Annotated in this window: 14 protein-coding genes and 2 pseudogenes; 8 read left to right on the top strand and 8 right to left on the bottom strand. The window is 50.0% G+C overall.

What is annotated here, in order from left to right; translation table 11 throughout:
* On the bottom strand, window positions 1-56 hold a 56-nt coding region (locus tag ACJHW7_RS09580), incomplete at its 3' end, for an IS1 family transposase (protein ID WP_097491765.1).
* Between the two features lie 55 nt (window positions 57-111).
* Here ACJHW7_RS09580 and pphA point away from each other — a divergent pair.
* Window positions 112-627 (top strand): annotated as a pseudogene (gene pphA / locus ACJHW7_RS09575) (protein-serine/threonine phosphatase); the annotation flags it as partial.
* Here the strand turns inward: pphA and ACJHW7_RS09570 are convergent.
* From ACJHW7_RS09570 to yebS, 5 genes are all read right to left on the bottom strand, one after another.
* A complete protein-coding gene (locus ACJHW7_RS09570) occupies window positions 628-819 on the bottom strand; it encodes a YebW family protein (protein ID WP_001313035.1) in 192 nt (63 codons plus the stop codon). It lies immediately after the preceding pseudogene.
* 104 nt (window positions 820-923) lie between these two features.
* On the bottom strand, window positions 924-1,160 hold the full coding sequence (locus ACJHW7_RS09565) for a YebV family protein (RefSeq protein ID WP_001295499.1): 237 nt from the start codon (window positions 1,158-1,160) through the stop codon (window positions 924-926).
* Window positions 1,161-1,277: 117 nt separating this feature from the next.
* On the bottom strand, window positions 1,278-2,717 hold the full coding sequence (gene rsmF, locus ACJHW7_RS09560) for a 16S rRNA (cytosine(1407)-C(5))-methyltransferase RsmF (protein ID WP_024227172.1): 1,440 nt from the start codon (window positions 2,715-2,717) through the stop codon (window positions 1,278-1,280).
* A 79-nt stretch (window positions 2,718-2,796) separates the two neighbouring features.
* Window positions 2,797-5,430: a lipid-binding membrane homeostasis protein YebT gene (gene yebT, locus ACJHW7_RS09555; protein ID WP_001297532.1), complete on the bottom strand. Its 2,634-nt coding sequence runs from the start codon at window positions 5,428-5,430 to the stop codon at window positions 2,797-2,799.
* Window positions 5,399-6,682 carry a membrane integrity lipid transport subunit YebS gene (gene yebS, locus ACJHW7_RS09550; protein WP_001207282.1) on the bottom strand — a complete coding sequence of 428 codons (1,284 nt, stop codon included), beginning with the start codon at window positions 6,680-6,682 and terminating at the stop codon, window positions 5,399-5,401. The genes yebT and yebS overlap by 32 nt, the downstream gene beginning before the upstream one ends.
* Window positions 6,683-6,811: 129 nt before the next feature.
* Between yebS and msrC the strand changes: the two genes are divergently transcribed.
* From msrC to htpX, 4 genes are all read left to right on the top strand, one after another.
* Window positions 6,812-7,309 carry an L-methionine (R)-S-oxide reductase gene (msrC, locus tag ACJHW7_RS09545; protein WP_001043882.1) on the top strand — a complete coding sequence of 166 codons (498 nt, stop codon included), beginning with the start codon at window positions 6,812-6,814 and terminating at the stop codon, window positions 7,307-7,309.
* Between the two features lie 96 nt (window positions 7,310-7,405).
* Window positions 7,406-8,104, top strand: coding sequence for an RNA chaperone ProQ (gene proQ / locus ACJHW7_RS09540; RefSeq protein WP_000431368.1), 699 nt, complete (start codon window positions 7,406-7,408; stop codon window positions 8,102-8,104).
* 19 nt (window positions 8,105-8,123) lie between these two features.
* On the top strand, window positions 8,124-10,172 hold the full coding sequence (gene prc, locus ACJHW7_RS09535) for a carboxy terminal-processing peptidase (RefSeq protein ID WP_001055791.1): 2,049 nt from the start codon (window positions 8,124-8,126) through the stop codon (window positions 10,170-10,172).
* A 191-nt stretch (window positions 10,173-10,363) separates the two neighbouring features.
* Window positions 10,364-11,245: a protease HtpX gene (htpX, locus tag ACJHW7_RS09530; protein ID WP_000984517.1), complete on the top strand. Its 882-nt coding sequence runs from the start codon at window positions 10,364-10,366 to the stop codon at window positions 11,243-11,245.
* A gap of 48 nt (window positions 11,246-11,293) precedes the next feature.
* Here htpX and ACJHW7_RS09525 read toward each other — a convergent pair.
* Window positions 11,294-12,666 (bottom strand): annotated as a pseudogene (locus tag ACJHW7_RS09525) (MFS transporter).
* Window positions 12,667-12,842: 176 nt separating this feature from the next.
* Here ACJHW7_RS09525 and kdgR point away from each other — a divergent pair.
* Window positions 12,843-13,634, top strand: coding sequence for a DNA-binding transcriptional regulator KdgR (gene kdgR / locus ACJHW7_RS09520; protein ID WP_001262182.1), 792 nt, complete (start codon window positions 12,843-12,845; stop codon window positions 13,632-13,634).
* A gap of 143 nt (window positions 13,635-13,777) precedes the next feature.
* Here kdgR and ACJHW7_RS09515 read toward each other — a convergent pair whose 3' ends face one another.
* On the bottom strand, window positions 13,778-14,017 hold the full coding sequence (locus ACJHW7_RS09515) for a YobH family protein (RefSeq protein ID WP_001211011.1): 240 nt from the start codon (window positions 14,015-14,017) through the stop codon (window positions 13,778-13,780).
* Window positions 14,018-14,175: 158 nt separating this feature from the next.
* Between ACJHW7_RS09515 and mgrB the strand changes: the two genes are divergently transcribed.
* Window positions 14,176-14,319 (top strand): PhoP/PhoQ regulator MgrB, encoded by a 144-nt coding sequence (gene mgrB, locus ACJHW7_RS09510; RefSeq protein ID WP_000714550.1) that lies wholly within the window; start codon window positions 14,176-14,178, stop codon window positions 14,317-14,319.
* 74 nt (window positions 14,320-14,393) lie between these two features.
* Window positions 14,394-14,681: a YebO family protein gene (locus ACJHW7_RS09505; protein WP_001006862.1), complete on the top strand. Its 288-nt coding sequence runs from the start codon at window positions 14,394-14,396 to the stop codon at window positions 14,679-14,681.
* Window positions 14,682-14,941 lie beyond the last annotated feature (260 nt).

Here is a 14,941-nt window from a genome sequence, read left to right as displayed (position 1 = left end):
CGCACCACCCCGTCAGTAGCTGAACAGGAGGGACAGCTGATAGAAACAGAAGCCACTGGAGCACCTCAAAAACACCATCATACACTAAATCAGTAAGTTGGCAGCATCACCCTTATCTCAGTGGGAGACGTTATCGATCGTGGGCCGCAAAGTTTACGTTGTCTGCAGTTACTGGAACAACATTGGGTTCGTGCGGTAAGAGGCAATCATGAACAGATGGCGATGGATGCGCTGGCATCCCAGCAGATGTCTTTGTGGTTGATGAATGGCGGCGACTGGTTTATTGCGCTGGCAGATAATCAACAGAAACAAGCGAAAACGGCGCTGGAAAAATGTCAGCATTTGCCCTTTATTCTTGAAGTACACAGCCGCACCGGCAAACATGTTATTGCTCATGCCGATTATCCAGATGATGTTTATGAATGGCAAAAGGACGTTGATTTGCATCAGGTCTTGTGGAGCCGCTCGCGATTAAGTGAACGCCAAAAAGGGCAGGGAATTACAGGTGCTGATCATTTCTGGTTTGGTCATACACCGTTGCGACATCGCGTGGATATTGGCAACCTGCATTATATTGATACCGGTGCTGTCTTTGGGGGCGAACTGACTCTTGTGCAATTGCAATAATTAAAAATCACCGTACTCCTGTGCAGGTCGCCAGAAACCATCTATAAAATCCTCAATCGGAAAACAACCGCCATGGCGGATCCGTTGATCGCTCATAGAATGAAGACACTGCTGTTCCGTGTTGTAGACATCCACAACAATATCTTCACAACCGCCATCCAGGTAGCAAACAAAAAGTACCAGCGCGAACATTTCATCCCCGAAGTGTGGTGCCGTACCGTTAAGTTTAGGAGAGATTTTACAACGGGGGAATAACCAGGACAAATAACCCGCCATGCCGACGGGTTCTTTTTGGATCAGGCAAGACGCATAATCCAGGCATCAGATTGTTGATCGTAACGGGTACGGTAAAGGACAGAGTGTTCGCCATTTAGCAGGGCAGGGATACTGGTTTCAGCATCCCAGGCATCCAGTTGCATACATAAATCGGGGTCAGATTTACAAGGAATGGTTAACGTTCGATCACCCGGCGATTCACCGTGTAATTCGCCGTCGTCGATTTCAAAAGCGCCTATGCGCACACTGGTTTTCATCTTCGTGCTCTCCATTTAGCTGCCGATTGTGGTACGACCAGTCCGATCGCACCATTTTTCAGCCTAGTTGAGGCCGCCGAATGTGCCAGTCAAAAAGTGCGCTTTTTTTGTGCGCTGTCATGCGTTACTGGTAAAAAGTTTCCCGTCCCGCACCAGTTCACGCGGGTAGCTGTTTTTCAGTCGCGAACCAATCCGTTTGGCTAAACCAATCGGCTGATGCTGGAAAGTAACCAACACGTCATCCGCCACTGGCGCGGCTTGCGGGTAAACATCGCGCCCGCGATACCACTCCTCCGCTTCCTGTGCCGTCAGCTCGAATGCATTCATATTATCGGGTGAGGCAAGGGCAATAACCGCTTCATGCTGCCAGCGATAACCTTTGTTGTGCGTCTCGGCAAGTTTAATCCCCAAGCGAGAAAATCGGACTTTACCGATCAGGGCTTCAATGCCCACCGGGAACAACCACAGTTCTTTGTCACGCTGCCAGAGGCGCAGGGTTTCATCCCAGTTTAAGCCAACACTTGCAGCCGCCTGACGAATTTGTCCGGCTTCGCGATCTTTCACCGGGCTGAACGGGAAATTGCCCACTTTGTATTTTGGGGTGGGTAAGGGGGGAATGGCCTGAGTTTTACGCAGACGAGCAACGAAGAAGCCTTCGCAGTCGTAAATTTGTGGGAAAACATGCAAAAAGCCTTCTTCGGTCAGCGCTTTGTTTGCACCAGGGAAGAGATCGCCAAGTGGTAAAAACTCTACTGCGTCAGGGTAAGTCTCTTTCAGCCACAGGCAAACGGCTTCGTTTTCTTCCCTGTTTAAGGTACAGGTCGAGTAAACCAGCGTACCACCAGGACGTAATGCATGAAAGGCGCTGTCGATAAGCTCCCGTTGTGTAGCTGCGATTTCCTGATTGCTTTCTGGTGACCAGTTTTTTAGCGCATCGGGATCTTTACGCACCACGCCTTCGCCAGAGCAAGGAGCGTCCAGCAAAATGGCATCGAACATTTCTGGCACTGCCGCACCAAACACGCGGCCATCAAAATGTGTGAGCGCAACATTACTGATGCCACAGCGGCTGATATTGGCATGTAACACTTTTACCCGACTGGCGGAAAACTCATTGGCAAGGATTGCCCCTTCGTTATTCATCCGCGCGGCAATTTGCGTCGTTTTGGAGCCTGGCGCAGCTGCGACATCCATCACCCGCTGTGGTGCATTACCGTCAGCAAACAAGGCGGCGACGGGCAACATTGAACTGGCTTCCTGAATATAAAACAGGCCACTTAAATGCTCGGCGGTACTACCCAATGGCAATGCATCTTCATTGTCGCGTTCAATCCAGAAACCTTCTTCACACCACGGAATTGGCGTAAGCGTCCAGCCATAAGGAGCGGTTAATTGCAGGAAATCAACAACGGAGATTTTCAGCGTATTAACGCGAATGCTGCGGCGCAACGGGCGCTGACAGGCGGCAAGAAAATCATCAAAAGAGAGCGTCGAAGGCATCGCTTCGCGCATTTGCGTCAGAAAGGCGTCCGGGAAATAAACGGTGTGTTGGGCCACGAGCATATACCACTGGCAAAAAAACAGGCGCGCAGTTTAGCATAAACGCTCCGGCGCAGGCACGCCGGAGCAGTGGGCATTATTTGGGAAGCGCAGTTCCCCATTCACGCCACTCTTTCGGTTCACTTTCCTGCAACAGGAAGTGCTTGCCTTCCTGGGCTTTCGGTGCCAGTGGCGTACCCGGAGGCGTGGCGAAGGCGATGCCGCCACGGATAAACTGGTTAAAGGTGCCGGTTTTCACTACGCCGCCCGTCAGACCAAAATCCAGACTGTAACCCGATGCCAACCAGAAGACGGAATTGTTACGCACCAGGTGTTGATAGCGTTTACTGATGCGCATCGCAATCATCACGCGATCTGACAATGTCCCCAGCGTCATTCCGGTAACCGTACCGACTTCCAGACCACGGAACAGCACAGGCGTACCGATGCCTAACGAACCGGCTTCCGGCGCTTCAACAATAATGCTTAAACCATCCAGGTAACGCGAATCAGTAATGGTGGCCTCTTGTAATTCAAAGTCGCGACGAGGATTGCCCCGGCCTGGTTCGACGTTGATATACGGCTGGAGGATAGTATCAAGATGCTCAACGCCAGCTGCCGAAATTTGCGGTGTGACCACTGAGAAGCGCGTACCACCGCGAGCAAAGGTCTGGACATATTCCGGATAGAGCACCGCCTTTGCCTGTACTTCATTGCGCGCGGTAATCAGATCCAGCGTCTGGATTTGCCCGATATCAATACCGAGATAGCGAATTGGCATCCCGACTGCCAGTTTTCCGGCATCGAAAGCGTGAAGCGTAATCTGCCCGCCAACCGCACGGGCCGCTGTTTCGGAAGCATACAGAATACGCTTATCGCCTTTACGCTGACTGGCGCTGGCACCGCTGAGGTTATCGAAGCTAATGGCTCCCTTTAATGCTCTGGAGAGCGGGGATGCCTGTACGGTCAGGCCACTACCATTCAGCTGAACTTTCGCCCCGCCTTCTGCCCAGAACACGCTATTGCTGGTCAGAAGGTTGCGATACTCCGGCTTAATATGCAGATCGATATCAAACGCGTTAGCTCGCGGACGCACGGTAATCACTTCACCAACTTCAAATTTACGGTACAGCACTACCGATCCTGCCTGCACATCCGGCAGCGTCTCTGCACTCAAACTCACGGTTGTGGTGGGTAAATCGCTAAGGCTGTTCTCCAGCGCTTTTTCCAGATTGGCATACAGTGGATAGCTGGCTTTCATCTCGCCTTTATCGCCCGGCAGAATACGTATCCCGCCGTTAATCCATTCTGAGGCGCTGGCACCGAGAAACTCAACGCCATCCAGCCCCACCTTCACGTCGACACGGCTGTTGACGACAAATTTGCTATCGCCTTTTACCAGTTCTCGATGCTGAGGCTCGATGGCGACGGTAAAGGTGACGCCTTTGCTGGTGAGTTTACGATCGATAACCTGGCCTACCTGCACGCCGTGAAGAATGAGCGGCTGACCCGCATCAATACCGTAACTTTCCGGCGCGGTCAGGGTCAGCGTCAGAACATCAGGTTCATGCAGCAGTGCTTTTTCGCCTGGCACAACAACGAACTCTTTGCGTGGCTCGCCATCGCCGGGTACCAACTCGAAGGTTTTGCCAGTCAGCAGGGCGCTGAGATTGGCATCGCTAAGGGATAATTTCGGATTACGTAATTCGATGCGGGTATTTTCACGAAGCAGGGTAACGACGCTGGGATCAACGGTCATTTCCCCAGTGACTTTACCACCAGGATTTAAATCCAGTTTAGTTAGCTGTCCGACTTCCAGTCCCTGATACATTAATGGCGTCGAGTCGGCGGTTAATCCGGCCCCACTCGGCAGTTCCAGTTTTATTATTACGCCACGCTGGCTGTGGGCCAGATCTTCATACAGACCAAAGGTATCTTCCGCCTCGGCAGGTTTCGACTCTTCAGGTGAATCGAAGGCAATCGCACCGTTAACCAGTGCCGCCAGACTTTCCAGTTTCACCTTCGCGCCACTGATACTGACGTTGGCATCAACGCCAGAAACATTCCAGAAACGGCTACCTTTTTTCACCAGGTCAGTAAAACGCCGCTCGATCAGGACATCAATCACCACGCCTTGTTTATTGGGATTGATGGCATAGTCGTAGACTTTTCCCACCGGGATCTTGCGGAAATAGACCAATGAACCGCTGTTCAGCGAACCGAGATCGGGGGCTTGCAGGTGGATCATCAGATCGCCATTGTCCAGCCGATATTTCGGTTGGGTATCGAGCGCGACAAAGTGATCCTGCTCTTTACCTTTACCCGGCATCATGCCGATATAGTTCCCACCGACGAGGGCGTCCAGCCCGGAGACACCTGCCAACGATGCTTTTGGCGTCACCAGCCAGAACTGAGTCTCTTCGCGCAGCGCATCTTTCATATCGGACTTGATGCTGACCTTGACTTCAATCTTACGAAGATCGTCGCTGAGGCTGATATCCTGCACTGTTCCGACTTCAACGCCCTGATAACGAACAGGCGTACGGCCTGGAACAATACCATCCGCCGACATAAAGTCGATGGTGACGGTATTACCCCGGTCCTGATAACTGTCCCAAATCAGCCAACCGGCAATCATTAGCGCGATGAACGGCAGCAGCCAGAAAGGTGAGATACGGCGTTTATTTTTAATCTGCGCTTCAGTCGTCGAAGCGGGCGTTTCCTGACTCATGTGCATCCCAAAGTAAGCGGCTGTCCAGCCATTCCACAGCAAGAATAGTCAAAATTACCGCTGCGCCGAAATAAAACGCAGCCGGTCCCATAGTAAAAGCGAGGATCTGATCGCGATTAATCAGCGACATGGTTAAAGATATGACAAACAGGTCGAGCATCGACCAGCGACCAATCCAGGTCACCATTCGCAGTAACAGAATGCGTGTGCGTAAACCTTGCTGGCATTTAAAATGAATGCTCAACAGTAAAGTGAACATGACGATCACTTTAGTAAACGGTACCAGAATACTGGCGATAAACACGATTCCCGCAACGGCAATGTTGCTACTTGCCAGCGACATAATCCCGGAAAGAATCGTATCTTCCTGCCGGCCACCATTCAGATAAATGATAGAAATAGGCAACAGGTTGGCAGGTAACAACAAAACGATTGACGCTAACAGCGCCGCCCAGCATTTTTGCAAACTATGACGGCGACGCAGGCGTAGCGGAATATGACAACGCGGGCAGCGACCACGCTGATCAGGATAGCCGGTAAAATGGCACCCAAGACAGACACGAAGTTTCTCGTCCCTACGCGTAGCGGGGCGCTGCGGATAAAATCGCTCCCACAGCTCCTCGACATTAAGATGTGACAACGTCACCGTCGTTAAAATCACCAACGCCACAAAAGAGAACAAGCCGACACCCGCCTGGATATGGGCATAATCCTGTACCTTTATAGAAGCAACGCCAATGCCGACCAGGTAGATATCGAGCATTACCCACTCTTTAAGTCGCTCAAGCATCAGCAGTACCGGGCGTAGATTCATTCCCAGTCGGTTACCAAACCATAAATAAGCTATGGAGGTCACCAGAATGAGCGGGGCACCAATAACGCAGAAAAAGACCATCGACCCCGTTATCGCATCGCCCTGTTTGGTCATTTGCCAGATGCCTTGCATAACGTTGGCGTCAATACGAATGCCTAACAGCCAGATATGCAACAGCGGTTCGCCCCAGGCAAACGGCATCAGCAACAGCATGGTGAAGGCCATTGCCGCCAGGCGCGTTAGCGACCAGTCGCGCCCGTCACGAATTTTTGCCTGACAGCGCGGACAATAGGCACTTTGATGAGAATTTATCTCGGGCAGGCTAAACAGCATGTCACATTGCGGGCAACGTTGGTAATCACCACGCGGCAGTTCCTCGCCGATTGCCCTCACTGTTATCTTTTTTGTCGGCGTAATTTGTGGTGTGTTAAGAGCCATGACGTGCCAAATGTAATAAGAATTAACATTAATCTTAACCCATGATGGGAATGATCTTGAGCATTAACGCATTTAATGCTTATTTTAATAGGCTGGCAGTTCCAGGTAAGACAACCAAGTGATTATATAATGAACAAAACAGAATTTTACGCGGATTTAAATCGCGACTTTAACGCGCTGATGGCGGGAGAAACCAGTTTTCTGGCAACGCTTGCGAACACCAGTGCGTTGTTATATGAGCGTCTCACTGACGTAAACTGGGCAGGTTTTTATTTGCTTGAGGACGATACACTGGTGCTCGGACCATTTCAGGGCAAAATTGCCTGTGTCCGGATACCCGTCGGGCGTGGCGTGTGCGGCACTGCAGTTGCCCGCAATCAAGTGCAGCGTATCGAGGATGTTCATGCGTTTGACGGGCATATTGCCTGTGATGCGGCGAGTAATTCTGAAATTGTTCTGCCGCTGGTGGTGAAAAATCAGATTATTGGTGTTCTCGACATCGATAGTACCGTCTTCGGTCGCTTTACAGACGAGGACGAGCAAGGCTTACGTCAGCTTGTGGCACAGCTTGAAAAGGTGCTTGCAACGACGGATTACAAAAAATTCTTTGCGAGCGTCGCAGGATAATCAACGGATAACGTAGCATTTACTGATAGCGTCATTATAATGACGCCTGTTCATGCCTGCGCTTGTTGGCTACGTCCGTTGTAATCAGGAAATTTCATGGAAAATCAACCTAAGTTGAATAGCAGTAAAGAAGTAATCGCGTTTCTGGCCGAACGTTTTCCCCACTGTTTCAGTGCGGAAGGTGAAGCGCGTCCGCTGAAAATCGGTATTTTTCAGGATTTGGTCGATCGTGTTGCCGGGGAAATGAACCTGAGCAAAACGCAATTACGATCCGCTTTACGTCTCTACACTTCGAGCTGGCGTTACCTTTACGGTGTTAAACCCGGCGCAACGCGTGTCGATCTTGACGGCAACCCATGCGGTGAGCTGGACGAGCAACATGTAGAGCATGCTCGCAAGCAGCTTGAAGAAGCGAAAGCGCGTGTTCAGGCACAGCGTGCTGAACAGCAAGCGAAAAAACGCGAAGCTGCCGCAGCTGCTGGTGAGAAAGAAGACGCACCGCGTCGCGAACGCAAGCCACGTCCGACCACGCCACGCCGCAAAGAAGGCGCTGAACGTAAACCTCGTGCGCAAAAGCCGGTAGAGAAAGCGCCAAAAACAGCAAAAGCACCTCGCGAAGAACAGCACACCCCAGTTTCTGACATTTCAGCTCTGACTGTCGGACAAGCCCTGAAGGTGAAAGCGGGTCAAAACGCGATGGATGCCACCGTATTAGAAATCACCAAAGACGGCGTCCGCGTCCAGCTGAATTCGGGTATGTCTTTGATTGTGCGCGCAGAACACCTGGTGTTCTGAAACGGAGGCCGGGCCAGGCATGAACATGTTTTTTAGGCTTACCGCGTTAGCTGGCCTGCTTGCAATAGCAGGCCAGACCTTCGCTGTAGAAGATATCACGCGTGCTGATCAAATTCCGGTATTAAAGGAAGAGACGCAGCATGCGACGGTGAGTGAGCGCGTAACGTCGCGCTTCACCCGTTCTCATTATCGCCAGTTCGACCTCGATCAGGCATTTTCGGCCAAAATCTTTGACCGCTACCTGAATCTGCTCGATTACAGCCACAACGTGCTGCTGGCAAGCGATGTTGAACAGTTCGCGAAAAAGAAAACCGAGTTAGGCGATGAACTGCGTTCAGGCAAACTCGACGTTTTCTACGATCTCTACAATCTGGCGCAAAAGCGTCGTTTTGAACGTTACCAGTACGCTTTGTCGGTACTGGAAAAGCCGATGGATTTCACCGGCAACGACACTTATAACCTTGACCGCAGCAAAGCGCCCTGGCCGAAAAACGAGGCTGAGTTGAACGCGCTGTGGGACAGTAAAGTCAAATTCGACGAGTTAAGTCTGAAGCTGACAGGAAAAACGGATAAAGAAATTCGTGAAACCCTGACACGCCGCTACAAATTTGCCATTCGTCGTCTGGCGCAAACCAACAGCGAAGATGTTTTCTCGCTGGCAATGACGGCGTTTGCGCGTGAAATCGACCCGCATACCAACTATCTTTCCCCGCGTAATACCGAACAGTTCAACACTGAAATGAGTTTGTCGCTGGAAGGTATTGGCGCAGTGCTGCAAATGGATGATGACTACACCGTTATCAATTCGATGGTGGCAGGTGGTCCGGCAGCGAAGAGTAAAGCTATCAGCGTTGGTGACAAAATTGTCGGTGTTGGTCAAACAGGCAAGCCGATGGTTGACGTGATTGGCTGGCGTCTTGATGATGTGGTTGCCTTAATTAAAGGGCCGAAGGGCAGTAAAGTTCGTCTGGAAATTTTACCTGCTGGTAAAGGGACCAAGACCCGCACTGTAACATTGACCCGTGAACGTATTCGTCTCGAAGACCGCGCGGTTAAGATGTCGGTGAAGACCGTCGGTAAAGAGAAAGTCGGCGTACTGGATATTCCGGGCTTCTATGTGGGTTTGACAGACGATGTCAAAGTACAACTGCAGAAACTGGAAAAACAGAATGTCAGCAGTGTGATCATCGACCTGCGTAGCAATGGCGGTGGGGCGTTGACCGAAGCGGTATCGCTCTCAGGTCTGTTTATTCCTGCGGGTCCTATTGTTCAGGTCCGTGATAACAACGGTAAAGTTCGTGAAGACAGCGATACCGACGGACAGGTTTTCTATAAAGGCCCGCTGGTGGTACTGGTTGACCGCTTCAGTGCTTCGGCTTCAGAAATCTTTGCCGCGGCAATGCAGGATTACGGTCGTGCGCTGGTTGTGGGTGAACCGACGTTTGGTAAAGGCACCGTTCAGCAATACCGTTCATTGAACCGTATTTACGATCAGATGTTACGTCCTGAATGGCCAGCGCTGGGTTCTGTGCAGTACACGATCCAGAAATTCTATCGCGTTAACGGCGGCAGTACGCAACGTAAAGGCGTAACGCCAGACATCATCATGCCGACGGGTAATGAAGAAACGGAAACGGGTGAGAAATTCGAAGATAACGCGCTGCCGTGGGATAGCATTGATGCCGCGACTTATGTGAAATCAGGAGATTTAACGGCCTTTGAACCGGAGCTACTGAAGGAACATAATGCGCGTATCGCGAAAGATCCTGAGTTCCAGAACATCATGAAGGATATCGCGCGCTTCAACGCTATGAAGGACAAGCGCAATATCGTTTCTCTGAATTACGCTGTGCGTGAGAAAGAGAATAATGAAGATGATGCGACGCGTCTGGCGCGTTTGAACGAACGCTTTAAACGCGAAGGTAAACCGGAGTTGAAGAAGCTGGATGATCTACCAAAAGATTACCAGGAGCCGGATCCTTATCTGGATGAGACGGTGAATATCGCACTCGATCTGGCGAAGCTTGAAAAAGCCAGACCCGCGGAACAACCCGCACCCGTCAAGTAATATCAATCAGGCACAAGAAATTGTGCCTGATTTTTTAACAGCGGCAAGATGCCGTAAATCAGATGCTACAAAATGTAAAGTTGTGTCTTTCTGGTGACTTACGCACTATCCAGACTTGAAAATAGTCGCGTAACCCATACGATGTGGGTATCGCATATTGCGTTTTGTTAAACTGAGGTAAAAAGAAAATTATGATGCGAATCGCGCTCTTCCTGCTAACGAACCTGGCCGTAATGGTCGTTTTCGGGCTGGTACTGAGCCTGACAGGGATACAGTCGAGCAGCGTTCAGGGGCTGATGATCATGGCCTTGCTGTTCGGTTTTGGTGGTTCCTTCGTTTCGCTTCTGATGTCCAAATGGATGGCATTACGATCTGTTGGCGGGGAAGTGATCGAGCAACCGCGTAACGAAAGGGAACGTTGGCTGGTCAATACTGTAGCAACCCAGGCTCGTCAGGCGGGGATCGCTATGCCGCAAGTGGCTATCTACCATGCGCCGGACATCAACGCTTTTGCAACCGGTGCGCGCCGTGATGCCTCTCTGGTTGCTGTCAGCACCGGTTTGCTGCAGAACATGAGCCCGGATGAAGCCGAGGCGGTAATTGCTCACGAAATCAGCCACATCGCCAATGGCGATATGGTCACCATGACGCTGATTCAGGGCGTGGTGAACACCTTCGTTATCTTTATTTCCCGTATCCTGGCGCAGCTTGCCGCGGGTTTTATGGGCGGAAATCGTGATGAAGGTGAAGAGAGCAACGGCAACCCGCTGATCTACTTTGCGGTTGCAACGGTTCTGGAACTGGTGTTTGGTATTCTGGCGAGCATTATCACCATGTGGTTCTCGCGTCATCGTGAATTCCATGCTGATGCCGGTTCGGCAAAACTGGTTGGTCGCGAGAAAATGATTGCCGCGCTGCAGCGCCTGAAAACCAGCTATGAACCGCAAGAAGCAACCAGCATGATGGCTTTCTGCATTAACGGTAAGTCGAAATCGCTCAGTGAGTTGTTCATGACTCACCCGCCGCTGGATAAACGAATTGAAGCTCTGCGTACGGGTGAATACCTGAAGTAATATTATGAAGTAAACACTAAAAAGCGCGTCCTGATCGACGCGCTTTTTTTATGCCCTGGATCGTGGCTGAGTGATACGTAAACCACTGACACAGGCAGCAATCACTGCCAGAATAGCCGCAGCCATCAGCGAGACGTGTGTACCATTATCTCCAAACTGATTTAGCATCAGCGCCACCAGCGCCGCGCCGCTACTCTGACCCAGTAGACGAGCCGTTCCTAACATGCCACTGGCTCCACCGCTACGTTCGCGAGGAGCGGAGGTAATAATGGTGTGGTTATTGGGTGACTGGAACAAGCCAAATCCAGCGCCACATAAGATCATCGGCCAGATAATATTGATATCCGCAGGTGACGCGGGCAGCAGAACTAGGGAAAAAGCCCCGCAGCCATGATGAATAATCCTAAAGCACCCAGCAATCCTGCATGTACGCGTTCAATCAAATAGCCTGCCAACGGAGCCATCACCATCGTTGCTAACGGCCACGGTGTCAGAAGTAAACCTGTTTCGACTTCACTACGCCCGAGCACGGTTTGCAGGTAAAAGGGCAGGGAAACCATTGCCAGCATTTGTGCGCAGAAAGAGCAAACAGATGTGCAAATAGAAAGTGAAAACAGCGGGATACGCAGTAAATCCACCGGTAGCAGCGGTACGGGAAGAGAAAGCTGGCGGCGAATAAAGAAAATACCAACAACAACCATTACCACCAGTTCCGCAGCAATTAACGTCAGCGATTGCCCCTGAGCGAAACCACTCAACGCAGTGATAAGCAGGCCGAAGGTTAACGCGTTCATCACGGCGCTGGGAAGGTCGAAACGGGGTTTACTGGCGCGAGAACCATTGGGTGGCAGAAAACGCATCGCCAGAAGCAGGGCGATAATACCTAACGGTACGTTGATTAAAAATAACCATTTCCAGGATGCGATGGAGAGGATTGCTGCAGCAATTGTCGGCCCGGCAGCAGAAGAGACGGCAACAATAAACGAGTTTATGCCCATCCCTCTACCCAGAAAACGTTGTGGATAGATCAGGCGGATAAGTGCGGTATTAACGCTCATCAACGCCGCACCGCCGAAACCTTGTATGACACGCGCAAGGGTGAGCATTTGCAGCGAATCAGAAAGGGCGCAGAACAGTGAAGACAACAGAAAAACGACCAGACCGCATTTATAAATACGTCGATAGCCAAACATATCGCCCAGAAACGAAAACGAGAGCAGGGAGATGACAATGGCGATTTGATAGGCGTTCACTACCCAGATGGAACTGGCTGGCGTGGCATGAAGGTCCGTGGCGATTGTTGGCAGGGCGACGTTGGCGATTGCGCCGTCAAGGACAGCCATCGAAATACCAATCACAATGGTTAATATCGCACCGTATCGCTGGGGCAATGGCAGGCCGTCGGCCTGAACTTTTGGCATAGGAATTTTAAATCTTTGGTGAATAATCAACAGGGGTATGATTCTAGCACTGATATTCACGGTGGATGTCGCAGAATTGTAACTAACCGGCAAAAGATGGATTGCGACCACCCTGGTGCGAAATTATAATAAAAAACAGTTCTGATTTTTATAAAACACTCGCAATGAGGTGATAAATGGCTAACGCAGATCTGGATAAACAGCCTGATTCTGTATCTTCCGTGCTAAAAGTTTTTGGCATTTTGCAGGCGCTGGGTGAAGAGCGCGAAATAGGGATAACCGAGCTGTCGCAGCGCGTCATGATGTCAAAAAGCACCGTTTATCGCTTTTTACAGACCATGAAAACCTTAGGTTATGTGGCGCAGGAAGGGGAGTCGGAGAAATATTCCCTGACCCTGAAATTGTTTGAACTGGGCGCTCGCGCGTTACAAAACGTCGATTTAATTCGTAGCGCAGATATCCAGATGCGTGAGATCTCCCGCCTGACCAAAGAAACTATCCACCTCGGCGCACTGGACGAAGACAGTATTGTTTACATTCACAAAATTGACTCTATGTACAATTTGCGCATGTATTCACGGATTGGGCGTCGTAATCCGCTGTACAGTACCGCGATTGGTAAGGTACTGCTGGCATGGCGCGATCGCGATGAAGTGAAGCAAATTCTTGAGGGCGTGGAGTATAAACGCAGTACCGAGCGGACCATCACCAGTACAGAAGCGTTATTACCGGTTCTGGACCAGGTGCGCGAGCAGGGGTATGGCGAAGATAACGAAGAGCAGGAAGAAGGGCTGCGATGCATTGCGGTACCGGTATTTGATCGCTTTGGCGTGGTCATTGCCGGTTTGAGCATCTCCTTCCCGACGTTGCGTTTCTCTGAAGAGCGTTTACAGGAATATGTCGCAATGTTGCATACCGCAGCGCGCAAAATTTCTGCCCAAATGGGTTATCACGACTATCCGTTCTGATGAGAGTAAGAACCTGTCGGAATATCAAACAGACAGGTTCTTTATTTAGCATGAGAAAAATAAAGTTGAAGGTGGCGTTATATTAAACGCGCTTGCTATAAGAGTATTTTACTCAGGAGTGAGAATCTGGTTATTTATTACACTTAACCATTATCGACCACGATATTGCTTTTGCGTAACAGCGGGCAATCTGTTATCCCCAAAAAACCACTTTTAGTGTGCAAGTATTGTACCGTGCTGGTGCCTCTGGCAGTCAGATAGGTACATTGCAAACCTAATCCTGCGGCATTCTCTTTGCTTCCAATCAAAACGCCATATCCGCTGAGTAATAATCCTATCCATACCAGTGCTATCAGCATAACTGTGCGAATGATGAATCGCATTACAACCTCTTCTCTTTTTATGTTCGCTTAATCGTAGCGGCAATATGCGCTGAAGCAAGCGACTCATTCCGAAAAAGCACGAATATCGACATAGTTAGGCGCTGTTTAACTAACGCATGCTAGTTTAATGACATAAGGTAGGTGAAACGGAGATTGGAGTGAAAAAGTTTCGATGGGTCGTTCTGGTTGTCGTGGTGTTGGCTTGCTTGCTGCTTTGGGCGCAGGTATTCAACATGATGTGCGATCAGGATGTACAATTTTTCAGCGGAATTTGTGCCATTAACCAGTTTATCCCGTGGTGATATCATTTTTTCAGCACTAGATTTTCTTCCTCTCCAGCAGTGGTAGAATAGCGCCTCTACTCAGAGGTGGTGAAATGAACGAAGTTGTAAATTCAGGCGTGATGAACATTGCGTCTTTGGTTGTATCGGTGGTGGTTCTTCTTATCGGGCTCATCTTGTGGTTTTTTATTAATCGTGCCAGTTCTCGGACTAACGAACAGATTGAACTGCTTGAGGCGTTGCTGGATCAGCAAAAACGTCAAAATGCACTGTTACGTCGTTTGTGCGAAGCAAACGAACCAGAGAAAGCAGATAAAAAGACCATTGAGAGTCAAAAATCGGTTGAAGACGAAGATATTATTCGCCTGGTCGCCGAACGATAATCCTTCCTCAATCTTGAGTAACCCCGTCGTTGAAGGGTTACTCAATTCATCCTGATTATACGCACTGTCATGGTGCAATTGCTTCAAATTAAAACTCTGGTCTGACTTCAAATAATTATCATATTATTTATTTGCGTAACGGGATATCAGAAAAAGATATTTACCTCATTAATTTATTAGGATGTTTACATCGGATTTGTGATTAAGCGTGGTATTATTTATTAGCGAAACGTTTCTCTCTTGATTTTTTTGCTCACTCA

This window comes from Escherichia sp. WS1152, from assembly GCF_046487665.1.
In the GTDB taxonomy this organism is placed as follows: domain Bacteria; phylum Pseudomonadota; class Gammaproteobacteria; order Enterobacterales; family Enterobacteriaceae; genus Escherichia; species Escherichia coli.
Note: the sequence above shows the minus strand (reverse complement) of the source record. Positions and strands in the feature narration are given on the sequence as shown.